Source organism: Photorhabdus kleinii, assembly GCF_025384885.1.
Lineage (GTDB): Bacteria > Pseudomonadota > Gammaproteobacteria > Enterobacterales > Enterobacteriaceae > Photorhabdus > Photorhabdus kayaii.
In genome coordinates this window covers 99,669-125,743 of sequence record NZ_JAJAFY010000005.1, presented here as the reverse complement: position 1 = coordinate 125,743, position 26,075 = coordinate 99,669, and the positions used below count along the sequence as shown (strand labels likewise).

Sequence of the window (26,075 nt, the reverse complement as noted above, 5' to 3'; positions counted from 1 at the left end):
TTTCTGAATTTTAGATAAAACAATTCATCTTTTTATACCCTATGGATTTCAAGATGCATCGCGACGGCAAGGGAGTGAATCCCCGGGAGCATAGCTAACTATGTGACTGGGGTGAACGAGTGCAGCCAACAAAGAGGCAACTTGAAAGATAACGGGTATATAAGATAAAGATATAAAGGATAACTAATGCTAGCCGAACTTATTACATCATATAGAAAATCAATTGCCATCTATACTTTTGTGGATACAGGTTTGTCTGTTCACTTTAAAAATGGCACTTATATGGATATCAACGAACTTGCCAGCCAATATGGTATTGATTATTCTCGACTTAATCGATTATGTGATTTCTTAATTGAAATCGGGGTATTGGTTAGCAGCAATGATAGAGTTGCACTTTCTGAGGAATGTAGTGTGCTCGCCGATCCTGAGAGTATGGAATCATTAATTGCAAAGTGGGAATTTAACTCAGATCTTTGGAATGCTTGGTTAATGTACCCAAAATCCTTACTTGAAAATAATGGTAAATCGGCATTTGAAATAGCGAATGGAAAACCATTCTTTGAGCATTTGGATAGTAATAAATTGCTCAAGTCAAAATTTGATTCCTTAATGTCAAAAGATTCAGATAAAATGATTGAAAAATTATTTTATATTTATGATTTTAGTCAACACGATAAAATATTAGATGTTGGAGGAGGAGAAGGGAATCTTCTGATAAGAATGAGTGAAAAGGTAAAAGAAAAACATTACGCTGTATTGGACAGATATAATGCACTTCCTGATTACGACAATATAGATTTTATAGATGGAGATTTTTTTAAATCAATTCCAGCAGGTTACGATTTATATATTCTAAAGAATGTTATTCATGATTGGCCTGATAATGACGCAATACTCATTTTAGAAAATTGCCGAAAGGCAATGGGTAATAATGCAACTATTTTATTAATAACCTTAATGAAAAAACCACAGTCTAAAATAATTAAATATTTTGATATATTAATGGATGTATCATCTTTAGGGAAAGAGCGTAACTTAACGGAATTCGAATATTTGGCTAACCAAGCAGGGCTGGTCATTCAAGATGTTAAAGATATCGACGAATCATATTCAATTATCCAACTAGGTGTAAAATAAATTATAGATAATAGTGGAGCTTCACCAAATATAATGATATGGATATTGTATGTCTGATAACTCTATAACAAGTATGGCATTAAAATATTTAATGCCATATTTTTATTCTATATCAATAAGATATTGAAATAGAATTTGGATTTAAATGTTGATAACAAGGGTAGTTTAATAGCTAAAATATCAAAATTAAATTATATTTCCTTATTTGATTTTAAATTATTCTGAAAATATTTAATTGTGATCTTCATCATTTATTTTTATCAAATTTAGTATAGTATAATAATTTGTTTCTAAAAATGGATAATTAAAGCAAGTTAATTGATTGGAAAGTAAGGGGAATAAAATATTTATTATCTCATAGGAAAAAGATAACAAAAATAATAATCACAATTTGGTGAAAATATGTTGTTGAAATACCTAGTTAATCGTCATGGTATTTCCCGAGTTTTATATAAAACACTTCATTTCTTTATTAGATATACCCAATGGATTTCAAGATGCATCGCGACGGCAAGGGAGTGAATCCCTGGGAGCATAGCAAACTATGTGACCGGGGTGAGCGAGTGCAGCCAACAAAGAGGCAACTTGAAAGATAACGGGTATAAAGGATAACGCTATGCTAATCGATCTTATTACATCATGTAGAAAATCAAACGCAATTTATGCTTTTGTTGATATGGGTTTGTCTGTTCACTTTAAAGATGGAGCCTGCGTAAATATCAGCGAACTTTCCCGTCAATATGGTCTTGATCATTCTCGCTTTAGCCGGTTATGTGAATATTTAATCAAAATAGGGGTATTGGTTAGCCGCAATGAGGGAGTTGCACTTTCTGAGGAATGCAGTGCACTTGCCGATCCTGAAAGTATGGAATCATTGATGATAAAGTGCGAAGTTAGCCCAGAATACTGGAACGCTTGGTCAATGTATTCAAAATCCTTATATGAGAATAATAACGAAACGGCATTTGAAATAGCGCATGGAAAACCATTCTTTGAATATTTGGATAATCATGAATTGTTCAGATCAAATTTTGATTCTTTTATGTCAAAAAACTCGGACAAAATAATAGAGAAAATACTTGATATTTATGATTTTAGTCAACATAACAGAATATTAGATGTTGGAGGAGGAGAAGGAAAGCTTTTGGTAAGAATAAATGAAAAAATAAAAGGAAAACATTACGCTGTATTGGACAGATATAATGAAATTCCTGTTTTAGAAGATATTGAATTTATAAACGGAGATTTTTTTAAATCAATTCCATCTGGTTATGATTTATATATTTTAAAGAATATTATCCATAATTGGTCTGATAATAACGCAATACTAATTTTAGAGAATTGCCGAAAAGCTATGGATGATAATGCAACTGTTTTGTTGATAGGCACGGTGAAAAAATTAAAATTAGAAATAATTGACTCTACGGATATATTAATGGATGTACTATTATTAGGAAAAGAGCGTTATTTGAATGAATTAGAAGATTTGGCTCACCAAGCAGGGTTTGTCGTTAAAGATATCAAAGATATAAATGAAAAATATTCAATTATAGAGCTAGGTGTAAAATAAATTACAGATAATTATGGAACTTCACAAAAAATAGTTATATGGATATTGTGTCTCTGAAAACAGGTATAACAAGTATGGCATCAAAATATCTGATTCCATATTTCTAGCTTATATTATTGAATTAAACTTAGTGCCTATCCCAATAGGACTATTGGGATAGGCTGTTAATTAACAATGGGTAGGATATGACTACCTTTCATTGATGATCTTTGAAGAGGAACTCATTGACGTTTTTTTCCTGTTGCTGAAATAGTACGTTTAAAAAATACCTTATAGTTTTTCAGGTTTTATAATTACTTCTTCTATAAATGAATGTAAATAGTAATATATATACTACGTGATTTTTTTATATTTAATTATCAATAATTCTGAGAAGAGATAATTGTGATCTTTGTCATTTCTTTTTATCCAATTTAATATAATCTGGTAGCTTGCTTTTAACAATACGGAAGCAAAGTGAATTGTATCTTTACATGAAAAGGTAACAAAGTTAATAATTACATTTTGTTTTAAATAGGTTGTTGCGATATCCAATCTATCATCATGCTATTTCTTGGATTTTGGATAAAATACTTAATTTTTTCATAATATACAGATATAAAGGATGGCTCAATGCTAACTGAACTGATTGCATCAAATAGAAGATCAGCTGCAATTCATGCTTTTGTTGATACCGGATTATCTACTCACTTTAAAGATGGAGTTTATGTCGATATAAGCGAGCTTTCCCGTAAATCTGGTGTTAATTATGCTCGGTTTAGTCGATTATGTGATTTCTTAGTTGAAATGGGAGTATTGGTTAGTAACGATAATAAATTCAGGCTTTCTGATGAGTGTCATGTTTTTGCCGATCCTGAAAGTTTTGAGTCATTCATGATAAAGCTTGAAATTTGCTCATATTACAGTAACGCTTGGTTAATGTATGGAAAATCCCTATTTGAAGATGATGGCAAATCGGCATTTGAAATGGCACATGGCAAGCCATTCTTTGAATATTTGGATGGTAACAAGTTTCTCAAATCAAATTTTGATGCTTTAATGACAAGACTCTCAAATTTAATCGTTGAGAAGTTACTTGGTATTTATGATTTTAATCAGCACAATAGAATATTAGATGTTGGAGGGGGAGAAGGGAAGCTTTTAGCAAGAATAAGTGAAAAGGTAAAAGGAAAACATTACGCTGTATTGGATAGATATAATGAACTTCCAGTTTCTGATAATATAGATTTTATCAATGGAAATTTTCTAGATTCAATTCCATCGGGTTATGATTTGTATATTTTAAAAAATATTCTCCATAATTGGTCCGATAGTGATTCAATACTTATTTTGGAGAATTTCCGCAAAGCAATGGATAAAAATTCATCTCTATTATTGATAAATATGGTGAAAGAGCCAGAATTTTCTAGATCTTTCGATATATTAATGGATATGTTATTTTTAGGGAAAGAACGTAGTTTTGCTGAATTCGAATATCTGGCTAACCAAGCTGGACTTATCGTTCAAGAGACTAAAGTTATAGATCAATCATATTCACCATATTCATTTATCAAACTACGGATAAAATAAATTGTAGGAACTACAGATTATTCCCAAAGATGATTATATCATATTGTGTTTTTGAGGAGTGGATATATAAAATAAAGCATCAAATTTTTTTGATGCTTTTTTAGATTAAAGAGATATATAGATTAAAATAGAAAGTGAATTTAATTTAAAGATTGATGATAAAATAATAAATTAAATAAAAATATTAAACCTAATATTTAATCATTTTTTGCATTATTCGTACTTAATCAACAATAAGCAGGATATGATTATCCTGCTTTGATGATTATATTCGAAACGCATTAACGTTTCTCTTCTTGTTGTTCCTGTTTCATTACTTCACGATACCAACGTGGGTGATGTTTCTTCGCCCATCCACGGGTTACCCAACCTTCAATCATTGCCCGAAGAGTTCCTTTCACCCAGAATGCCGCATAAGCGTGAATCATAATCGTCAAGATTAAACCAATAGCTGACATTGAATGAATTAGAAGCGCAATTCGAATTATCGGAATAGAGAAGAGATCAGCAAAATAGGGGCGCCAAATAATAACACCACTGACAGCGAGTAATATCAGGAAAATACTGATAGACCAATAAATCCCTTTTTGACCTAAGTTATACTGACCAATATCACCTGCTTCCTCATTTTTTACAATCTTGTGGATGTTTTTTAGCCATATAATGTCATCTTTGTCGATAAAGTTATGTTTAAAATACCTGAAAAACATAAAGATAAATAAAATAAACATCGCTGAACCGACAAATGGATGCAAAATCCGTGACAATTGCGGCGTACCGAAGATATTCATCAGCCAGTTAAAAGAGGGGAAAAAGAATCCTAATCCACTAATGGCGGTAAATAGAAAACAGAGCACCACCGCCCAGTGGTTTACTCGCTCAACCGGTGAGTGGCGGATAATAATATCTTTCCTGCCTTTCATCGCTGCTCCTTCCCATTGGCTGATTTCTGTGAAAGCTCGGTATCACGACGCGCATTTTCCTCGTCTTCTTCCGTTACCCGGTTCGGACCAATTCCCACATAATGGAAGAGGCTGGCAGCGAATGTGGCAGCAAATCCCACTGCGGCCAGCGGTTTCCAGATACCTTTCCAGAAGGTGACGGTCGGGCTAATAGCGGGATTGTCCGGTAGGCCATGATATAGCTGTGGCTTGTTAGCATGGTGCAGTACATACATCACATGGGTACCCCCAACACCATCAGGATCGTACAGACCTGCATTCTCATAACCGCGGCCTTTCAACTCACTCACCCGTTCAGCCGCCAAATCCTTCATGGCTTTTTTACTGCCAAAATGGATTGCGCCGGTCGGACAGGTTTTCACGCAGGCAGGCTCTTGACCAACGTTAACGCGGTCAACACACAGAGTGCACTTATATACCCGGTTATCTTCTTTGTTGATCCGTGGCACATTGAACGGACAACCCGCGATACAGTAGCCACAGCCGATACAGTGTTCTGACTGAAAATCAACAATCCCATTTGCATACTGGATAATCGCCCCTTCGGCTGGACAAGCTTTCAAGCAACCCGGATCAGCACAGTGCATACAGCCATCTTTACGAATCAGCCATTCCAGTTTGCCGTTCTCTTCAACTTCTGAGAAGCGCATCACGGTCCATGATTTAGCGGTTAAATCCGCCGGGTTATCATAAACACCAACGTTATAACCGATCTCGTCACGGATATCGTTCCACTCAGAACAGGCCACCTGACAAGCTTTACAACCGATACAGGTTGTCACATCAATCAGTTTTGCAACGCCCTCTTGGTCATCCCGCACCCGTGGTGCAGGAGTAAAAGAATTTGTGGCAGATCGACGAATGATGTCTTGAGTTTGCAATGACATGATTTCTCCCTTACACCTTTTCTATATTAACCAGGAACGCTTTGAACTCAGGCGTTTGTGTGTTCGCATCACCAACAAATGGTGTCAACGTATTGGCAATAAAGCCTTTCTTCGCAGCCCCTTCAAAGCCCCAATGAATCGGAATACCGATAGTATCTACTTCACGACCGTGTACATTCAGGGTACGAATACGTTTGGTGACAACCGCTTTCGCTTTGATGTAACCACGATTAGAGCTAACCTTGACGGTATCACCGTGTTTGATGCCTTTCTTTTCCGCCAGTTTTTCACCGATTTCCACAAACTGTTCAGGTTGGATAATCGAGTTCAACAATGCATGTTTTGTCCAATAGTGGAAATGCTCTGTCAAGCGGTAAGTCGTTCCTACATAAGGGAATTTATCTGCCTTACCCATTGCTTCAAAGTCGCTTTTGAACACTCGGGCAGCCGGGTTGGATACCACATTCGGATGCAACGGATTGGTCCCCAATGGTGTTTCAAAAGGTTCATAGTGTTCAGGGAATGGTCCTTCAGCCATCTTATCAATAGCAAACAGACGCGCCATACCTTCCGGTTGCATGATAAAGGGACCAACATCCGTTTCCGGCGCAGCCACGCTGTAGTCAGCAGTATCGACACCACCCCACTTAATACCATCCCACGTCAGTAACTGACGTTTCGGGTCCCACGGTTTACCCTGCGGATCAGCCGATGCGCGATTGTACAAAATACGACGGTTTAACGGCCATGCCCATGCCCAACCTAGTGTATTACCCAATCCTGATGGATCAGCGTTATCACGACGGGCCATTTGGTTACCTTCCGGCGTCCAGCTTCCAGTAAAGATCCAACAACCACTGGCGGTCGTGCCATCATCACGTAGCTGCGTAAAAGAGGTTAATTGCTGACCTTGTTTCACGATGACGTTGCCATCAATATCAATCAGATCAACTAGTGCCCGGCCATTACTCTCTTGAGCCACCTCTTCTGATGTGGGGCTGTGCGGGTTGAAATAATCCCAAGTCATGTTCAGCACCGGCTCTGGTGACGCACCACCTTCAGCGCGGTACATATCCCGCATACGTTTGAAGATTCCGGAAAGGATCTCGCCATCACCGATGGCTTCTCCCGGCGCATCAGCCCCTTTCCAGTGCCACTGCAACCAGCGACCAGAGTTAACAATTGAACCGTTTTCCTCTGCAAAACAGCAACACGGCAGGCGGAAAACTTCGGTCTGAATTTTGGATGAATCGACTTCGTTAAATTCACCGTGGTTCTGCCAGAAAGTTGAAGTTTCAGTATTAAGCGGATCGATAGTGATCAGGAATTTCAGTTTCGACAGTGCATCAACGACTTTATTTTTATTCGGGAAAGAAGCTACCGGGTTAAAGCCCTGACAAATATAGCCATTCACTTCACCTTTCGACATCATGTCAAAAAATTGCAGAACATCATAACCTTTGTCCCACTTCGGCAGCCAGTTAAAACCCCAGTCGTTATCTTTACGGGCATTATCTCCGTAGAAACTCTTCATCAGACTGATAAAGAATTTTGGGTAGTTACCCCAATAGTTAACTTGACCCGGCCGCATTGGTTTTGGCGTATTTGCTTGGAGATAAGTTTGTAAATCAGCCTGCTTCTCTGAGGGGAGCGTCAGATATCCCGGCAAGCTTTGCGACAATAACCCTAAATCAGTTAATCCCTGAATATTCGAGTGACCACGCAATGCATTAACCCCGCCACCTGCCATCCCCATATTGCCCAACAGTAGCTGGATTATTGCCATAGTCCGGATGTTCTGTGCACCCACTGAGTGTTGAGTCCAACCCAGTGCGTACAGGAAAGAAGCGGTCTTATCCTTAACACAAGTTTCTGCAATATATTCACAGACTTTCAGGAAATCCTCTTTTGGCGTACCGCAAATATTACTGACGACATCGGGCGTGTAACGACTAACATGCTCTTTTAATAAATTCCATACACAACGTGGATGTTTAAGTGAGATATCACGTTGAGCAAAGCCGTTTTCATCCAGTGCATAGTTCCAACTGGTTTTGTCGTATTGACGTTTTTCTGCATCGTAACCACTGAACAGACCATCATCGAACGAGTAATCTTCACGCACGATCAGACTGGCGTTGGTATACGCCTCAACATATTCATGATTAATCTTATCGTTGGTCAGTAGGTATAAAATGACACCTGACAAGAAAGCAATATCAGTACCAGAACGGATTGGAGTATAGAAATCCGCTACAGATGCTGTACGGGTAAAACGCGGATCAATCACAATTAACTTAGCGTTATTATGGATTTTGGCTTCCATTGCCCAACGGAATCCCACAGGATGCGCTTCGGCAGCGTTACCACCCATAACGACGATCAGATTCGCGTTCTTAATATCAACCCAGTGGTTGGTCATCGCACCGCGACCAAATGTTGGAGCAAGACTTGCTACCGTTGGTCCGTGTCAGACACGTGCTTGGTTGTCTACGGCGAGCATGCCGAGAGCGCGACTAAATTTTTGCGACAGATAACCTGTTTCGTTACTGGAAGCAGATGCACACAGCATGCCGGTCGTCAGCCAACGATTGACTGTCACACCCTCTTGATTGGTTTTAATGAAATTGGCGTCACGGTCTGCTTTCATTAACTTAGCGATGCGATCAAATGCCTCATCCCAAGTAATACGTTGCCATTTGTCAGAACCTGCTGCACGATATTCTGGGTATTTCAGGCGGCTTTCGCTATGAATAAAATCAACCAAGCCAGCCCCTTTAGGACAGAGTGCACCACGGTTTACCGGGTGATCAGGATCACCTTCAATATGGAAAATAGTTGCTTTCGCATTTTTTGCGCCATCGCCAAGGCTGTACATCAACAGCCCACAGCCGACAGAACAGTATGTACAGGTATTTCGGGTTTCACGTGCACGCAACAATTTATAATTACGTGTTTGTGCAAGGGCTGCGGTTGGTGAAAAGCCCAATGCTGCTACCGTCGTACCTGCCATACCGCCAGCGCAGATCTTAAAGAACTGCCTTCTGCTGACTTGCATGGAAATCTCCTCACTCACATTGTTTTAAACAATACCCATTCCATCATGGGAAAAATTTCAAATGTGTTCTTTCTTATTAAAACCACTTTCCGTAGCGGGATCAGATTTATTGCCTGACAAATAGTATAGACTCTTTTTTCCGTACAATTATTGTGCCGTAACACTATTAGGAATTCATCTAATGTATAACGTAAAACCAGGGAAGTTGTTACCATTTGGTGTGATTGAGGGCGCAAAAAGAACGAACGTGCAACAAAAACACTGTCCTGACATATTAAAAGCTGATTGGATTGCAGAAGAAGTTCCTGTTGCTTTAGTTTATAACGGTATTTCGCATGTTGTGATGATGGCAAGTCCCAAAGATCTCGAATATTTTGCTATTGGGTTTTCACTTTCCGAAGGCATCATTGAATCTCAACACGAGATTCGTGGTATTGATATTATCGCTCATTGTAGCGGTGGAATTGAGTTGCAAATAGAACTTTCTAGCCGCCGTTTTGCGGGTTTGAAAGAGCGCAGACGTAATCTGGCGGGACGAACAGGTTGCGGCATCTGCGGAACAGAACAACTTTCTGATATTTTTCGCCCGATCACCCCGTTGCCTTTCACTCAAACCTTTTCATTAAGCCAGCTTGATCATGCTCTCTCTCAACTGACTAGTGTCCAAGATATCGGTGCATTGACAGGTTGCACTCATGCAGCAAGTTGGATCAATCCGGAAGGCAAATTATTGGGCGGATGTGAGGATATAGGTCGGCACGTTGCACTGGACAAGATGCTAGGCATGAAGGCAAAAACAGGCTGGCAGCAAGGCGCTGTTTTGGTATCCAGCCGTGCCAGTTATGAGATGGTACAAAAGTCAGCCATCTGTGGTGTTGAGATTTTATTGGCTGTTTCAGCAGCAACTTCATTGGCGGTAGAAATCGCTGACCGATGTCATTTAACCTTGGTTGGTTTTTGTAAACCCGGAAAAGCGACGATTTATACCCATGCTGAGAGATTAATAAGTTAAATGAGCCAGAAATATGTAGTATCAAGAGTTCCCATATTCCCCCTGTGATTAAGATGAAAAGTTTATTTTCATCTTAAATCAACAGCGATTGCCTCAATAATACTAAATCACGCATGCAAGTTGTGAAACATCCATAGGTTGGGTTCAATGTAATAACCCATTTGTTGTTGTATATCCACTTCTAGCGGTACTAAACCTCCAGGAATAATATACTGCCCACTTTGCGGAAATTTCATTCCTGTCCATTCTTGCCATTTATCGAGCGTGGCATTTATATACATTGAGTGCATAGCCGGTCGAATAATCTTTGCTCCCAGGCGCCAGTGTGTCCGAATCCAAGGATCAAAAGGTTCATTGTTGTCATTCTTCCATCCACAGTATTGTACAAAATCCTGCAATGGGTAATTTTGTTTCAACGTCGGCCTGACAGGAACAACTAGCCCTTCCAGCCCCGCATCAATAGCCGCCAGCTTTAAGCTACCAATAAGTAATGCCGGTAAATTCTTGCCGCGAAATTCAGGAGATATCGTTACCGACAGTGCTGACAACATTTTTGTTACTGCTTTTCCTCGAGCAATCATACCCCTGCGAAAAACTTCATCCCAACCATTATCTGGCAGTTGTTCTAATGAATCGGCTTCCCAAGGGAAAGGCACTGAATTAGCAACACCAATTAATCGCTGCTTTTCCCCTTGTTGCAAAATAGCAAATTGCTGAAAACGGCTGAAATCTGGCTCAAATAATTCATCCCATTGCTCCTCTATTGAAGAATGCTGCATGAATAAAGGCCAGTTTTTATGGAAAATTTCATCAGAAGCACTCTTTAAATCAGGTCGTTGTTTTGCAGATTGAATAATAATGTCTGTTTTCAAAATAGAATTTCCTATAAAAGTAATTTGTAGGGTTGATAAATAATTTGTTAATTAATAATCTAGTTATATAGAACAACAATAAAACTTATTATTATAAATAGATAAATAATAATGACTAATAACCAACTAAATAAAATTTATATTTATGTTCAACTAGTTAGGTTTCTATTTGTCATGATGTGTTTGATTTGTGTATCAAGAATATAGAGATTATAAAAATCTATCTTATACCGATAGAACAACAATGAAAATACAATAAGGTCGATTCATTGTTTATCCCAATATACCCGTTATCTTTCAAGTTGCCTCTTTGTTGGCTGCACTCGCTCACCCCGGTCACATAGTTTGCTATGCTCCCGGGGATTCACTCCCTTGCCGTCGCGATGCATCTTGAAATCCATTGGGTATAGAGCTATTTTATTTGCCGTTGTTGATCATAAAAGTGTGTTTGGGCAGTAATCAGATAAAAATGTTACTTTTGAACGCATTTCGTATTTAAATACGGCCGGCCGGAAAAGTGCTAATACTTTCATCGATTAAATAACTTCTTATAATTATTGGGACGCTTTACTTTTTCATTCATTTTGGCTCTCATCATGAGGTAAATTTTATGAATTAATCAATTTTTTCCATGAATTTTCATATATCTTGATAATAATGGTTATGTGTCACTATTTCACACAGGGATTGTTATTGCTCTATGACCGATAAATTGGAGATCAATCACGTTGGTATCACATAATTGATACAGGTTAACTTTTATTGAACCCGATTAATGTTAAAGTATAAGTGTTTCTTATATATGTAAATTCGGCAATCATTGCTGCAAGTTTTCATTCCTAAGCGATTTATCTGTTTCTTTTCCAATTTTGATATGACTATGGCTGATATTTAGGCCGGTAAGAGGAGAGCCTGATGGCGGGTTTACTACCGATTACTGTAATTGGTGCGGCGGCGGGAGATATTATTCTTAGTTTACCGAGGCTTCCCCGTAGTGGAGCAGATCAGGAAGCTAAAGAAATTGATCGGCAGATTGGTGGTTCTGGTTTTAATGTTGCTCGGGCTTTGGTTCGCCTACAAATCCCTGTGATTAATGGTATACCGGTTGGTAACGGATGCTGGGGGGAGCAGATCACCAAAGAGATGCAAGACCTTGGGCTTGAGGTCACATTGACCCATTCATCTCTTGATAATGGTTGGTGTTTGGCAATGGTTGAACCGGACGGTGAAAGAAGTTTTGTCTCCGTGAGTGGTTGTGAAGTGGACTGGAGTACGGCAATGCTCTCTTCTATTGTTTTGCCGGAAAGGGGATATATCTACTCTAGTGGTTATGTTATGGCGAGTAAATCGACGGCGATTTTGTGTAATTGGTTACTGGCGTCACCATCCGGGCAAACGTTATTACTGGATTTTGGCCCACGTTTACCAGAAATAGATTCCGCTTTTCTTAATGCATTACCTGCTGACCGGACCATTCTGACACTTAATCGTGATGAAGTTGCTATATTGTGCGGAGAAGGTGATCCTGTCGCCCAAGTTAGCCGTTATTCCAGCGAAAGAAAAATCACTATTATCTGCCGGTTAGGTTCGCAGGGCACATGGATATGTCTGCCTGATAGTGACCCAGAATATGTTGCTGCTTATAAAGTGAAAGTGGTAGATACCATTGGCGCTGGTGATGCCCATAGTAGTGGTATGCTTGCGGGATTATCTCAGGGAATGTCGCTGAGAGATGCTGTTGAACTTGGCAATCGTGTTGCTGCTATTGTCGTCAACCGTTCTGGTGCTGCTGGTGCACCAACAATAAAAGAACTAGAGGAGTTTGTGTTTGAATAATTATTTTCAGACTCTGCGCCTCTTAGGTTTTAAGGGGCGTAGTTAAAATGAGTGCATTACTTCCAGGTTGGAAACGCAAAACGGCTTTATTTTTATCAGCTCAAACAATTTCTTTGCTAGGTTCTTCCATTGTCCAGTTCTCTATCGTTTGGTATATCACCCTGAGTACTTCATCGGGAGAAATGCTGGCTATTTCGGTACTCTGTGCATTTCTTCCTCAGGTGTTGATCTCTTTATTTGCCGGTGTTTGGGCGGATACTTATAGCCGTAAGCTGCTCAGTATTGCCTCTGATGCGTTAATTGCATTAGTAACGCTTGGTTTGGCAATCTCTTTTATGTTCGGATTTAAGAGCATTGAGTTGTTATTTGTCGCACTGATTGTCCGCTCGTTCGGGACGGGCATCCAGATGCCGGCTGTTAATGCTATTATTCCGCAACTTGTGCCGAAAGAGAAATTGCTGCGGGTCAATGGTATTCATACTTCTTTGACTTCACTGATGATGTTGGCATCTCCTGCTATCAGTGGCTTTTTATATTCTCAAACTTCAATGGAAAATATTTTTTTAGTAGACGTAACGACTGCTATTATCGGCATCAGCATTGTTGCGTTTATTCCTATTCCTAAAATTGCTTCTGATTCCATACCGGATAATAAATTTCAGGCAATCTTAGCGGGTTTCCGTTATCTGCAAGAGAATAAATTAATCAGAAATCTTTTGATTTTTTTGATTTGTGTCTGCTTTTTGATTAGTCCGGCTGCATTTTTGACACCTTTATTAGTTAATAGGACATTTGGGGAAGAGCCGTGGCGTTTAGCCATTAATGAAATGACATTTAGTGCTGGCGCGGTTTTAGGTGGATTACTGATTTCTTTCTGGAGTGAATATAAAAATAAAATGCGTATAACGGCGATAGCTTGCGCGTTTTTTGGCATATTTATGATCGCTCTTGGTAATGCCTATTGGTTCCCACTTTATTTAGTACTGAATGTCTTTTTAGGTGTGGTAACACCTTGTTTTAACGCACCGATAACAGCGGTTTTTCAGGAAAGAGTCGAACCTGAGATGATGGGCAGGGTATTTAGTTTAGTTCAGATCGCTTTGTCTTGCTCTCTGCCATTAGGTATGGTGCTGTTTGGCCCAATTGCTGACTATATTAGTATTCAATCTCTTTTAATGATATCTGGTGGATTGATATTACTGACGGGTGCGCTGTTTTTTATGTTTAACGGAGAAGGCAGCCGAGAAAGTAGCAGCGTAGTTTAATCAGGCTTAAGCAACCAGTCGTTCGACTCGTTCTTGTAGACTGGTTGCTCCATTCATGCTGTGTTATTCGCTATGATTTCCGTATGTCGATTCTATCGACATGAAGCCTTTACATGTCGAAATTTTTCGATTTTATCAACATGAATCCTTTACGTGTCGATGTCGTCAACATATACTCGCAACGTGTCGAAAAAAATAGGAAATATAAACATGACATGGCAGCCCGATGCGCCTTTTAATGCTATTCCCTTATTGCCACCAACCATAAAGGTGATGGAGTCCATTGCAGTATTAAAAGCCTGTATACCTGCCAGAGCTGCACTGGCAGAGCTTAAGCAAGCTGGTGAATTGTTGCCTAATCAGGGCTTACTCATTAACTTGTTGCCACTGCTGGAAGCAAAAGACAGCTCAGAAATCGAAAATATTGTGACTACTTCAGACAAACTGTTCCAATATGCACAAGAAGACAGTCTGGCTGATCCTGCAACGAAAGAAGCACTACGCTACCGTACTGCACTTTATGAAGGGTTCATACAATTAACTCGGCGGCCACTATGCACGAATACAGTTATTGAAGTTTGTAGTCGACTAAAAGCTGTTGATATGAATATTCGCAAAGTTTCTGGTACAACGCTGAGTAATCAGGCAACGGGTGAGATTATTTATACGCCGCCAGAAGGAGAATCTCAGATACGTGATTTACTCAGCAATTGGGAGCAATTTCTTCATGCAGAAGATGGAATCGACCCATTAATCAAGATGGCTATTGCTCACTACCAGTTTGAGGCTATTCATCCATTTACTGATGGCAATGGACGTACCGGCCGTATCATTAATATTCTTTATCTTATTGAACAGCAGCTTTTGACATTGCCAATTCTTTATTTAAGTCGCTACATTGTACAACATAAGAGTGATTATTATCGGCTACTTTCCCAAGTTACCGCTGTTGGCAAATGGGAAGAGTGGATTATCTATATGTTAACCGCAGTAGAGCAAACGGCTAAATGGACTACGGATAAAATTGTAGCGGTAAGAGAACTAATTGAACATACCAGTGAGTATATAAAGCAAAGTCTGCCTAAAATTTACAGTCATGAGCTGGTACAGGTGATATTTGAACAACCTTACTGCCGTATTAGTAATTTGGTTGAGTGTGATATTGCGAAACGTCAAACTGCTTCGGTCTATTTAAAACAGTTGGTCGACATTGGGGTATTACAAGAGAAAGTTGTTGGTAAAGAGAAATTATTTATCCATCCAAAGTTGATACGTTTGATGACACAAGACAACAATGGTTTTACGCATTATGTAAGTGGCTGATAGAGGAGGGTTTGTCAGCGGTCTGAAGCCATTATTTACAATGGCTTTATCTGGGTGAGACGATCAGAGATCGCCTGATGAATCTGAATGTTGAATATGATGTTTATATACCCGTTATCTTTCAAGTTGCCTCTTTAGTTGGCTGCATGCGCTCACCCCGGTCACATCGTTAGCTATGCTCCCGGGGATTCACTCCCTTGCCGTCGCGATGCATCTTGAAATCCATAGGGTATATATTGATTTTATTGTTTTTTGTATTCTGTTATGTACGCGTATAAGTACACGGCAAAGTAAGGTAGAGCCTTTTCTAAGTGTTTACATTCACGAGCTTAAGAGAGACCCTGTAGCGTTCTTTTGACCCTAAGCGTGATTTTCACTAAATAAACCTGTCGTTCTAGAATCCAATGGTTTAGGATAAAGCTATACATTGTCAAGGTTAAATTTGAATCGGAGCGTCAGACATTTATGGGAGCATCAATCACTGCAATAAATGTTGCTGCTGCCTTGAGTGTACCTGAGGATAAGGTATTAGAGCTTAGACCAACTTTATTATCTCCAGAGCATTTGGATTTTATTGGCTTAGTGCGCGCTGGTGAGCAACATAAATTTGTGCCTAACGCAGTCGTTTTGCACGATGAGCAGCCATTCATTTATATCATTGATGATCAAAAGACGAGCAGCGTGTCTGAAAGAGAATTGCAAGATTCTATACGTTTTCTGGGCCTTCGGGCTGACGCTCCTTATGCAGCTGTTGTTAGACCCGGTATTGTTCAAGTCTATGCTTTGTCTAACATACGCAATGATCAGCCGCCGTTATTTGAGGTTAACCAGCTAGAACCTGGTATCCTTGCTCGATTGATGACAGGTGATGTTCTAGTTAACTCTAAAAGTGGAGTTAACTTCGGCGCACATGAACTCATGCTCGAATTGCTCAACTCAGTTACAGACCATCTTGTTCACGCCAAAGGCATAGACCCAAGCGAGGTTTTGGCTCTTGTTGGTCGGGCGCTATTTATGCGGTTCCTAGGGGATCGAGGAATTATTCCTGAAGTTAGTCCATTACCAGATGTAGATAAGATTCAGGACTGTTTCAGTACAGCAAAATCTGCATTTGCGGCTTGTCGTTGGTTAGACAAAACTTTCAATGGTGATCTTTTAGAACTCCCAGATAAAGGCTCTATCGAGTATTTCCAGTGTTTAGACTCTCGTACTGCGGTTCTTAATGATCTGACCGCCATTATGCATGGGGATCGGCCACTTGGTAAGGGAGTTTATCAAACTCAGTTTTCTTGGGGGGACTTACATTTTTCTTATTTGCCCGTGGGGTTATTAAGTCAAGTATATGAGGTATTTTCTCACCGTTTCGATAAACGTGCCGCAAAGAGAGATAGTGTCTATTATACACCACACTACATTGCTGAAAACTTAATAAATCATGCTTTTAAGTCGCTTGGAACTGATGCGTATAAGTCGCGCGTTCTTGATCCAGCTTCCGGGGGGGGAGTTTTCCTTTTATCAGCGTTTAGACGCTTAGTTAAGGAGAATTGGCAAGCTACGGGGGTACAACCTAATACGCGTGTTATTCGCAATATTCTCAATAATCAATTAGTTGGTTTTGATATTAACCCTGCTGCAAGACAACTAACAGCATTAGCGATATATTTAACTGCATTAGAACTTGATCCTGAAGCCGAAAAATTAAAAGATTTAGTTTTTACTCCTTTACAGGATGCGGTTCTTATAGCCGCCGAAAAATGGGACAAATATCATCCTGAATTAAATCTTGGTAGCCTTTCACCAGAATCACTTGAATCTTATGAGGGAAAATTTGATTTAGTTATAGGAAATCCACCTTGGACTGCAACTAAAAATTCAATACGTCGTGATGTTCTTAATTCGATAGTTGCTACGCATATGACTGAACGTGGACTGGAAGCGGTGCCCAACCCTGATGGTGTACCTGATCTTCCATTTGTTTGGGCATCTACTCGGTTAGCAAAACCTAATGGAATTCTTGCATTCGCACTTCATGGCCGTCTCCTTACGAAAATTTCTTCAATTGGTCATGCGGCTCGTGTTAGCCTTTTTCAAGGGATAGAAGTGAACTATATCCTGAATGGAATGGAACTGCGTAATACTTTTGTATGGCCGAATATGTCGGCACATTTCTGTTTGCTGGTTGCTCGTAATAAACGCGCACATAAAGGGAGCCAATTTCATGCTGTCACACCTGTTGAAGATCCTGCACTGAATCGAGTTGGCCGTATTCGTGTTGACAGCAAAGATGCATGGACATCAGATGTGGCGATGATTGAGAAGACTAGTCATTTATTTAAGACCTTGGCTAAGGGAAATGCTTTAGATATTGAGTTAATAGAACGAATTGAAAATCTATATCCAAAAAGTATTGCAGATTATCTAAAAGATCTAAATATACCTGCTACTCATGGTTATCAAACCAAACAAGTTGACGTCCCCGGAGTTGATTCTGCTTTTCTTTATGGTATGAAAAATATGCCGAAGCCGCAGGATGCCAATTGGTATATCGCCCCAGTTGATACTTTTTCAGATTTTCAATTTCAACGTGTTCATAGATTGCGCGAGCAAGAAAACTATGATGCTCCTTTAGTATTATTGAGAGAGTCGCCTAGTTCTAAAGATAATTGCCCAATGGCAATCCTTACATTTCAAAATGTAGCTTATAATCGTTCTTATATCGGATATAGTTGTAAGAAATCACCTGAGCCAGAATTACTAGCAGTATATTTATCTACTTTGTTTAATAGTCGATTGTTTTTGTATTTCACATTAATGACGAGTAGTAAAATGGGTTGTGAGAGAAGCACTCTACAGAAGGTTGAGGCAGAAATGTTTCCATTTTGCCCGTTGAATGAATTGAGTGAAGAACTTAAAAATCAATTAGTTTTAATTAAGGAAGCGTTCCTTACAAGCAGTGATGATGTTGAGAATTTAGTAGAAACTTTTATTCGAAAACTATATCACCTAAGAGTTGGAGATGTTAACCTTATTAACGATAGGCTTTCTTTAGGCCTGCCATATAAAGCTATTCGCACTAATGCCGTAAAAGCTGTGGATAAAAAGATTATTGAGCGATTCAAGCAGATTTTACAAACGACACTGCTGCCATTTGATATGAGCGATACACCATTATGTATTGAAATATTGGACGTTGGTGTTTTTTCTCCATGGGTTTTTATACGACTTGGCGAACAAGAAAAGAGTGAAATCCCAAGTTCTGAACACCTAATGACTACAATAGGAATGGGAGATTTCTTGGATGCTTCATTAGTTGAAATTCCGTTTAAAGACTCGTTATATTTAGGAATTCTCAATCAACGGCGATATTGGTCAAGTACATCAGCAAGAACATTAGCTCTTGATTTGATTAAACGTGGTCATCCAGTGTTGAATAGGGGATACAAATGACAGGGCTCGTCGGAAATCCTTTACCATACGTGACTACACAAAATGGTTTTCCCGTGCAAGTCCCACCGAATATTATTCGTGTAGTTGCACAAGCTATAAAGTATGTTTGGGCGGAAATTAATGCAAACCCTGCAAAGCATCTTGTCAGTATAAGTCCGGGAGCTCCTGAAGAGGATGTTTATACTGATGCCATTTGTAATCTGCTATTGCAGATGTTAGAAATGGAAATACCGATAGTTCCTGGTTTCTCTGGTGATACTTTCGAAACCGTTTGTCGGGGAGAAAATGTTCCTAATTACAATGGAAAGCTTCTTAATAAGCAGCCAGATCTCATTATACGTCTTTCCAATAATCCTCTTTCGATAACCCGTAGGCTCGTTGGAATTTATATCGAGAGTAAGGTTGTATGTATGGCAAAACCAATGTATCTGTATACAACTGAGGGGATGTCGCGTTTTGTTGGTGGTGACTACGGATGGACTATGCAGGCCGGAATTATGTTGGCTTACCAAAAGCCGAAGTTTCGCGAAATATCATCACTTGAAACACAATTAGCTAAAGAAAAAGAACTTCAAAGTAATGAGTCTAATGGAAAGTATTTAAAGACGTCTAATATATTTACGCCAATAACAGCTGTGAGCACACATAAACGGCAATGGAAATATTTAAATGGCGGTGATCCCGGTGAAATCAGTATTTGGCATATGTGGGACTTAATCGTACCAAAAATGCCATAAGTATTTTGCTGAATTTAAAAAGCATTCAAGCCATTATTGCGGTTATTTATCCATAGTTTCGTTAAAGAGTCCTTTATATTATTCCAGTATTAACTCGTCGGTTAATATGTAAAAATTGCAGTGATTACTTTTTAGGAGTCACTGCAATTTTTATTATTACGGAGTTGGTAGAAGAAGTGTTTTTACAAACTGCAATGCTTGTTGAGCTCGTTGCTCAAAGTATCGTGCTGCATGAGAAGATAGCCATACCTCGTTAAAGTATTGGATATGGTTTTGCTTGAACTACACGCCCATCAGGGTAGACATGTTCCTATGTTAGAAAACATGCGCTTTAGTGATACGTGATGAGACATTATGATAAAAGAACAGCCCGATTTTACGGGCTGTTTGAGAGGGTTCTACTAATGGTGAGACAATGTAAGATCGTCTGAAATATCACTCAATATTCTGAATCTGCTCCCTCATCTGCTCGATTAGCACCTTCAATTCAATGGCGGAGTTAGTGATATCGGTGTTGATAGATTTGGAGGCAAGTGTATTAGATTCGCGGTTGAATTCCTGCATCATAAAATCCAGGCGGCGGCCGACCGCTTCTTTTTTCTTTAGAATATTACGGGTTTCTTTGACGTGGGCATCGAGGCGATCCAACTCTTCTGCCACATCAAGACGTTGGGCCAGTAAAACTAACTCTTGCTCAAGACGGTTATTTTCGAGCTGTACTTGTGCTTCTTCTAATTTGGTTTGCAGGCGTTCCCGCTGCCATTGCATGATTTCAGGCATTTGTTGGCGAACTTTACTGACTTCTTCGGTCACCACGTCCAAACGTTGTTCAATCATAATTTTGAGTGCATTGCCTTCGGCTTCACGGCTTTGAATAAAGGCATCCAGTGCTGTATCCAGTTCTTGCAACAATTGAGTGCTGATAGCATCTAAGTCTTGCTCTTCTGCTGCCATAACGCCAGGCCAACGCAGAATATCAACAGGATCGATTTCACCTTCGTTGCTCTGTTGTTTGACCCAGTTCGCCGCATTGACTAGCTGTTTTGCTAAGGTTTCATTCAGGATAAGTTCGCCTTGAGAGCGTGAGTCCAGTTCAAAACGTAAGTTACACTCAACTTTTCCGCGAGTCAGACGGGAACGAATTCGTTCACGGATCACCGGTTCCAAGCTTCTGAATTGTTCTGGTAGGCGGATATAAGTTTCTAAATAACGCTGATTAACGGAGCGCAGTTCCCAAGCCGCATTTCCCCATTCACTTTTGATATCTCGCCGTGCAAAAGCAGTCATACTACGGATCATGATTCGTTCCCAATTTAAACAAAAGATTAAGAGATTATAACGCTCGTTGTAGATGCAGGATAGGAATTAGCCCTGTTAGGCCGTATAATGCGCCCCCAATAATGATTTAACAACGGAGATAACACTATGCGCCCAACAGGAAGAGCGGCAGAACAAGTGCGTCCTATCACTATAACCCGTCATTATACTAAGCACGCGGAAGGTTCGGTTCTAGTAGAGTTTGGGGATACTAAAGTGTTATGTAATGCCTCCGTTGAAGAAGGAGTTCCTCGTTTCTTGAAAGGTCAGGGGCAGGGCTGGGTGACGGCTGAATATGGCATGTTACCGCGTTCTACTCATACCCGAAATGCCCGTGAAGCAGCTAAAGGCAAACAGGGCGGCCGTACGATGGAAATCCAGCGTTTAATTGCCCGTTCGCTACGCGCCGCTGTTGATCTGAAAAAACTGGGTGAATACACCATTACACTGGATTGTGATGTTATTCAGGCTGATGGCGGTACCCGTACAGCTTCTATTACTGGTGCTTGTGTCGCGCTAGCTGATGCGTTGAATAAAATGGTTGAAGCAGGCAAGCTGAAAGAGAGTCCTCTGAAATCAATGGTTGCCGCGGTCTCTGTTGGCATTGTGGATGGTGAAGGTCGTTGTGATCTGGAATATGTGGAAGATTCCGCCGCTGAAACTGATATGAACGTCGTGATGATGGAAGATGGCCGGATGATTGAAGTGCAAGGCACTGCGGAAGGCGAACCATTTAGTCATGATGAGTTGTTATCCTTATTGGCCCTTGCCAAGGGAGGATTAGAGGATATTTTTGACGCGCAGAGAAATGCATTAAAATAATAAATTGATAAGGCGACGTGATAGTCGCCTTTTTTATGCCTGTTGTATGGCGATAACTATGACTCAAAAAGAGGAGAGACACCAATGAAAGCCTATCAGCGCGAATTTATCGAGCTTGCGCTAAAAAAACAGGTACTGAAATTTGGGGAATTTACCCTGAAATCAGGACGTAAAAGCCCGTATTTTTTTAATGCCGGGCTGTTTAATACTGGGCGTGATTTGGCGTTAATCGGGCGTTTTTATGCAGCAGCATTGTTGGATAGCGGTATTCAGTGCGATTTGTTATTCGGACCTGCTTACAAGGGTATTCCAATTGCAACGACAACGGCGGTGGCACTGGCAGATCATCATAATATTGATATGCCATATTGTTTTAACCGTAAGGAAGCTAAAGATCATGGCGAAGGCGGTACTTTGGTTGGTAGCCCACTTAAAGGCAATGTTGTTCTGGTTGATGATGTTATTACCGCAGGTACAGCTATCCGTGAATCGATGGAGATTATCAAGCAACATAGTGCGACGCTTGCCGGAGTGATGATTTGTCTTGATCGTCAGGAACGTGGGAACGGTGAAATCTCGGCAATTCAGGAAGTTGAAAGGGATTATGGTTGCAAAGTGTCTTCTATTATTACCTTGAATGATTTGATTAATTATTTGAGTGGTCAGCCAGAGATGAAAGCTCATCTGGATGCAGTAAAAGCCTATCGTGTGCAGTACGGTATCTGATAGATAAGCTTCAAAAAAAGCCCTCGCCCAATAACGGGCGGGGTGAGTAGTAGAATAACTTATTGTAGCTGAGCCAGTAATAATGGCCAGCGTGCTTCAAATTCCTGGGTTGGACGATAGTGGAACTCAGAGCGTACAAAACGTGAAAGCATCCCTTCACAAAATGCGAGTAACTGAGAAGCTAATAACGACTCATCATAACTGAAACCTTGTCCATCACGTAATTTTTTCTCTTTTAAAACTTGACGGATCTGTACTTCAATTCGTTCAAATAATTGATTTATGCGCCCTTGCAGCCGGTTTTGTTCAAACATCAGGGCATGACCTGTCATGATGCGGGTCAGACCTGGGTTTTTTTCTGAAAAACCCAAAATCAGGATCAATATCAGGCGAATACGAGTTATGGTATCTTTTTCATCTTGCAGAATCAGGTTAATCCGTGAAATTAATGAATCTTCAATGAACTCTATCAGGCTGTCAAACATCCGGGTTTTACTAGGAAAATGCCGGTATAGGGCAGCTTCGGAAACGCCTACGTTGGCGGCCAGTTTAGCAGTAGTGATGCGATGGCTACCATCACTGGATTGCAACATATGCGCCAGCGCCTGCAAGATCTCCTCGCGTCTGTTTCTTTTCTTTGTATTTTCGTTTTCTGCCATGTCAGACAAGACCTTTGTTAAGAACAGCAAAACAAATAAATCAGTAATTCTTTGCTCAATGGCATTTTGAGCAAAGAATATGATAATGGGTTAAATGGTATTAGGTTTTACAGAGATTTATTGGCGACCGGAATGACCAAAACCACCGCCGCCTCTTTCGCTGGCTTCAAAATCTTCTACCAGATTAAATTGAGCCTGAACGACGGGTACAAAAACCATCTGAGCGATACGTTCGCCTGGTTGGATAGTGAAAGCTTTATCACCACGATTCCAGACGGAAACCATTAGCTGACCTTGGTAATCAGAATCGATCAAACCCACCAGATTACCCAGAACGACACCATGTTTATGTCCAAGGCCTGAACGGGGCAGAATAACGGCTGCCAGTTGTTCATCACCAATATGAATAGCAAGCCCGGTTGGAAGCAGTTCTGTTTGGCCTGGAGCTAGTTCTATCGCGTTGTCAAGGCAAGCGCGTAAATCTAAACCTGCGGAGCCTGGCGTGGCGTAAGTTGGCAAAGGAAATTCCTTCCCGATACGTGGGTCAAGAATTTTAACGTCGATTTTTTTCATCATAGCGTCTGACTATCTCGTCTAATAAATGGTGGCTAAGTAATAACTTATTACTATGAGGTAAGCGGATTTCTCCCTCATGCCAGAATAAATGTAATGCATTAGTATCACTGTTAAAGCCGTGGCCAGTTAGGGATACATCATTTGCACAAATCAGATCCAAATGTTTTTGGTTCAGTTTTTTTCGTGCGTATTCTTCCACATTCTGGGTTTCAGCCGCAAATCCAACCACAAAAGGGCGGTTTTCTTGTATTGCTGCTACATTGGCAACAATATCCGGGTTTTTGATCAGGGTAAAAGTGATCTCATCACCCTGTTTTTTAATTTTTTCTGAGGCAATCTGTTTAGCGCGATAGTCTGCAACCGCAGCACAACCAATGAAGATATTCTGTGAACCCGCTATTGCCTGTACTTGTTCGTTCATTTCCAGAGCGCTGGTGACGTCGATTCGTTTGACTCCCGGGGGTGTCGGTAAATTAACGGGGCCAGTGATCAGGGTGACTTCTGCACCACGTGTTGCCGCAGCTTGGGCGATAGCAAACCCCATTTTGCCGGAGCTGTGATTACTGATAAAGCGGACGGGATCCAGCGCTTCACGGGTTGGTCCGGCGGTAATAGCAAGTTTTAGGTGAGCTAAATCTTGGCTTGCTTGAAAATGTTGTTCAGCGAGTTCGACAATCTCCGTAGGATTTAGCATCCTGCCGGGACCAACGTCACCACAAGCTTGGCTGCCGTTATCCGGTCCCCACAGGAGAACGCCCCGTTCTTCAAGGCGCTTGAGATTATGTTGTGTTACCTGAGCTAGAAACATTTGTTGATTCATTGCGGGTACGGCGGCAATTGGGGCTGGGGAGGCCAAACAGACCGTTGTTACGAGATCATTTGCCATACCGACTACCAGGCGCGCCAGTAAATCAGCGGTAGCAGGGGCGAGAATAATCAGATCAGCCCATTTACCAAGTTCAATATGCCCCATAGCAGCTTCTGCTGCCGGATCTAACAAGTCATCGGAAACGGGATAACCAGAAACCGCCTGCAACGTCATTGGTGTAATAAACGCTTCTGCTGCTGGTGTCATCACTACACGTACTTGAGCGCCGCGATCACGCAGGCGGCGTACTAGCTCGGGCGTTTTGTAAGCGGCTATTCCTCCGCTGATACCGAGCACAATCTGTTTGCCGGAAAGTCCTGCCATCATGATTGTCCGAATATTAAGTTGCAAGGGTCAAGATTTTATCACAAGAGATTACAGAGTTGAGCAGAGTCTGAACTTTGATTGTAAAAAAGGATAAATTTGCGAGCGGCTACGCAGCTCCTGAATATGATATTCGCCCTGATGTTTAAGGCATGGAATACTGTTTGTATCAGGTGAAATAGGGCAGGGAGATGAATATATGGAAGTTGATATCGCTGAAAATACAGGAGAAATATATTCAAATTTAGCTCCCAGAGAAAAATTGTTGGCTTATGGCTCGGTTTCTCTGACAGATGCTGAGTTACTGGCTATTTTTTTACGTACCGGAACCAGAGGATTGCCTGTTTTACGAATGGCTGAATTTCTACTAAAAGAATTTGGGTCTCTGTACCATTTACTCTCTGCTGACTATGACACTTTTTGTGCTCATAAAGGGATGGGATTAGCCAAATATGCACAATTACAGGCTATTGCAGAATTGGCAAAGCGTTTTTTTTCCAGCCAGTTCGTACATGAAGATATTATGAGTAGTCCAAGTGTGACTCAAGAGTATTTGCAAAACCTATTATCAGGGCGTGATAGGGAAATATTTGTTGTGTTGTTTCTCAATAATCAAAATAGAGTCATCTGTCATGAGGAAATGTTTAAAGGCACAATCAATAAAGTTGAAGTTCATCCTCGTGAAATTGTCCGATCGGCGATAAAGGTGAATGCTTCATCCATTATTTTGGCCCATAATCATCCATCAGGTCATGCGGAGCCAAGTTTGGCAGATAAGATTGTTACAGATAAAGTGATTGATGCCTGTAATTTGGTTGGTGTAAAAGTGCTGGATCATCTGGTTATTGGCCGGCAATGTTGTGTTTCATTTGCTGAGCGAGGATGGATTTAGCTAACTTTTTCAAGATCCTTATGGATCTTTGGTTGTGCGGGACTTGAGCGTCAGCGATTGAGGGCGTATACTACGCCACCTTTGAGGATCTTTGGTTTGGCGAGAAGAGCCTATCTCAGCACATTTTCTGAGTAAATGTGAGTCTTTTCAGTGGAATTTGCTGAGATGGGCTCCTAAGCCTGACGAGGCGGCCATACCCAATACAAAGCTCGA

General features: G+C 40.5%; 20 protein-coding genes. 12 read left to right on the top strand and 8 right to left on the bottom strand.

Features of this window, described 5'->3' with window-relative positions:
• The first annotated feature begins 186 nt into the window (after positions 1–186).
• The 3 genes from LG003_RS05195 to LG003_RS05185 all read left to right on the top strand — a co-directional run bounded on the left by LG003_RS05195 (position 187) and on the right by LG003_RS05185 (position 4,279).
• On the top strand, positions 187–1,140 hold the full coding sequence (locus LG003_RS05195) for a methyltransferase (RefSeq protein WP_112877849.1): 954 nt from the start codon (positions 187–189) through the stop codon (positions 1,138–1,140).
• A gap of 616 nt (positions 1,141–1,756) precedes the next feature.
• The gene (locus tag LG003_RS05190) at positions 1,757–2,710 is read left to right on the top strand and encodes a methyltransferase (protein WP_262980319.1); all 954 of its coding nucleotides are present in this window, start codon (positions 1,757–1,759) and stop codon (positions 2,708–2,710) included.
• A gap of 612 nt (positions 2,711–3,322) precedes the next feature.
• On the top strand, positions 3,323–4,279 hold the full coding sequence (locus LG003_RS05185; RefSeq protein WP_112877847.1) for a methyltransferase: 957 nt from the start codon (positions 3,323–3,325) through the stop codon (positions 4,277–4,279).
• 281 nt (positions 4,280–4,560) lie between these two features.
• Here LG003_RS05185 and fdoI read toward each other — a convergent pair whose 3' ends face one another.
• From fdoI to fdnG, 3 genes are read right to left on the bottom strand one after another with little or no spacing between them, the layout of a single operon-like run.
• Positions 4,561–5,202 carry a formate dehydrogenase cytochrome b556 subunit gene (gene fdoI, locus LG003_RS05180; RefSeq protein WP_112877846.1) on the bottom strand — a complete coding sequence of 214 codons (642 nt, stop codon included), beginning with the start codon at positions 5,200–5,202 and terminating at the stop codon, positions 4,561–4,563.
• Complete coding sequence (gene fdxH, locus LG003_RS05175) at positions 5,199–6,128, bottom strand: formate dehydrogenase subunit beta (RefSeq protein WP_112877845.1); 930 nt, start codon at positions 6,126–6,128, stop codon at positions 5,199–5,201. Before fdxH ends, fdoI begins: the two co-directional genes overlap by 4 nt.
• Positions 6,129–6,138: 10 nt before the next feature.
• Positions 6,139–9,186: a formate dehydrogenase-N subunit alpha gene (fdnG, locus tag LG003_RS05170; RefSeq protein WP_146747896.1), complete on the bottom strand. Its 3,048-nt coding sequence runs from the start codon at positions 9,184–9,186 to the stop codon at positions 6,139–6,141.
• Between the two features lie 181 nt (positions 9,187–9,367).
• On the opposite strand from fdnG, the gene fdhD reads away from it, so the two are divergent.
• Positions 9,368–10,198, top strand: a complete 831-nt coding sequence (gene fdhD / locus LG003_RS05165; RefSeq protein ID WP_262980318.1) for a formate dehydrogenase accessory sulfurtransferase FdhD — start codon at positions 9,368–9,370, stop codon at positions 10,196–10,198.
• A gap of 107 nt (positions 10,199–10,305) precedes the next feature.
• Here the strand turns inward: fdhD and LG003_RS05160 are convergent, their stop codons facing one another.
• Positions 10,306–11,070 carry a transferase gene (locus LG003_RS05160; protein WP_112877841.1) on the bottom strand — a complete coding sequence of 255 codons (765 nt, stop codon included), beginning with the start codon at positions 11,068–11,070 and terminating at the stop codon, positions 10,306–10,308.
• 915 nt (positions 11,071–11,985) lie between these two features.
• Between LG003_RS05160 and LG003_RS05155 the strand changes: the two genes are divergently transcribed.
• From LG003_RS05155 to LG003_RS05135, 5 genes are all read left to right on the top strand, one after another.
• Complete coding sequence (locus LG003_RS05155) at positions 11,986–12,906, top strand: carbohydrate kinase family protein (protein ID WP_262980317.1); 921 nt, start codon at positions 11,986–11,988, stop codon at positions 12,904–12,906.
• A gap of 47 nt (positions 12,907–12,953) precedes the next feature.
• Positions 12,954–14,171 (top strand): MFS transporter, encoded by a 1,218-nt coding sequence (locus LG003_RS05150; protein ID WP_262980316.1) that lies wholly within the window; start codon positions 12,954–12,956, stop codon positions 14,169–14,171.
• A gap of 210 nt (positions 14,172–14,381) precedes the next feature.
• Entirely contained in the window at positions 14,382–15,494 is a 1,113-nt protein-coding gene (gene fic / locus LG003_RS05145; protein ID WP_112877838.1) for a protein adenylyltransferase Fic, read from the top strand.
• 465 nt (positions 15,495–15,959) lie between these two features.
• A complete protein-coding gene (locus tag LG003_RS05140) occupies positions 15,960–18,941 on the top strand; it encodes an N-6 DNA methylase (RefSeq protein ID WP_112877837.1) in 2,982 nt (993 codons plus the stop codon).
• Complete coding sequence (locus LG003_RS05135) at positions 18,938–19,678, top strand: hypothetical protein (RefSeq protein ID WP_112877836.1); 741 nt, start codon at positions 18,938–18,940, stop codon at positions 19,676–19,678. Before LG003_RS05140 ends, LG003_RS05135 begins: the two co-directional genes overlap by 4 nt.
• A 435-nt stretch (positions 19,679–20,113) precedes the next feature.
• On the opposite strand, the gene LG003_RS05130 is transcribed toward LG003_RS05135, so the two are convergent.
• Entirely contained in the window at positions 20,114–20,977 is an 864-nt protein-coding gene (locus LG003_RS05130) for a YicC/YloC family endoribonuclease (RefSeq protein ID WP_112877835.1), read from the bottom strand.
• Positions 20,978–21,103: 126 nt separating this feature from the next.
• Between LG003_RS05130 and rph the strand changes: the two genes are divergently transcribed.
• Complete coding sequence (rph, locus tag LG003_RS05125) at positions 21,104–21,817, top strand: ribonuclease PH (protein WP_112877834.1); 714 nt, start codon at positions 21,104–21,106, stop codon at positions 21,815–21,817.
• 84 nt (positions 21,818–21,901) lie between these two features.
• Positions 21,902–22,543, top strand: a complete 642-nt coding sequence (gene pyrE / locus LG003_RS05120; protein WP_112877833.1) for an orotate phosphoribosyltransferase — start codon at positions 21,902–21,904, stop codon at positions 22,541–22,543.
• Between the two features lie 59 nt (positions 22,544–22,602).
• On the opposite strand, the gene slmA is transcribed toward pyrE, so the two are convergent.
• From slmA to coaBC, 3 genes are all read right to left on the bottom strand, one after another.
• Complete coding sequence (gene slmA, locus LG003_RS05115) at positions 22,603–23,202, bottom strand: nucleoid occlusion factor SlmA (protein ID WP_112877832.1); 600 nt, start codon at positions 23,200–23,202, stop codon at positions 22,603–22,605.
• Between the two features lie 117 nt (positions 23,203–23,319).
• Positions 23,320–23,778, bottom strand: a complete 459-nt coding sequence (gene dut, locus LG003_RS05110) for a dUTP diphosphatase (protein WP_112877831.1) — start codon at positions 23,776–23,778, stop codon at positions 23,320–23,322.
• The gene (gene coaBC, locus LG003_RS05105) at positions 23,756–24,973 is read right to left on the bottom strand and encodes a bifunctional phosphopantothenoylcysteine decarboxylase/phosphopantothenate--cysteine ligase CoaBC (RefSeq protein ID WP_112877830.1); all 1,218 of its coding nucleotides are present in this window, start codon (positions 24,971–24,973) and stop codon (positions 23,756–23,758) included. Before coaBC ends, dut begins: the two co-directional genes overlap by 23 nt.
• A 196-nt stretch (positions 24,974–25,169) precedes the next feature.
• Between coaBC and radC the strand changes: the two genes are divergently transcribed.
• Entirely contained in the window at positions 25,170–25,862 is a 693-nt protein-coding gene (gene radC, locus LG003_RS05100; RefSeq protein ID WP_112877829.1) for a RadC family protein, read from the top strand.
• Positions 25,863–26,075 lie beyond the last annotated feature (213 nt).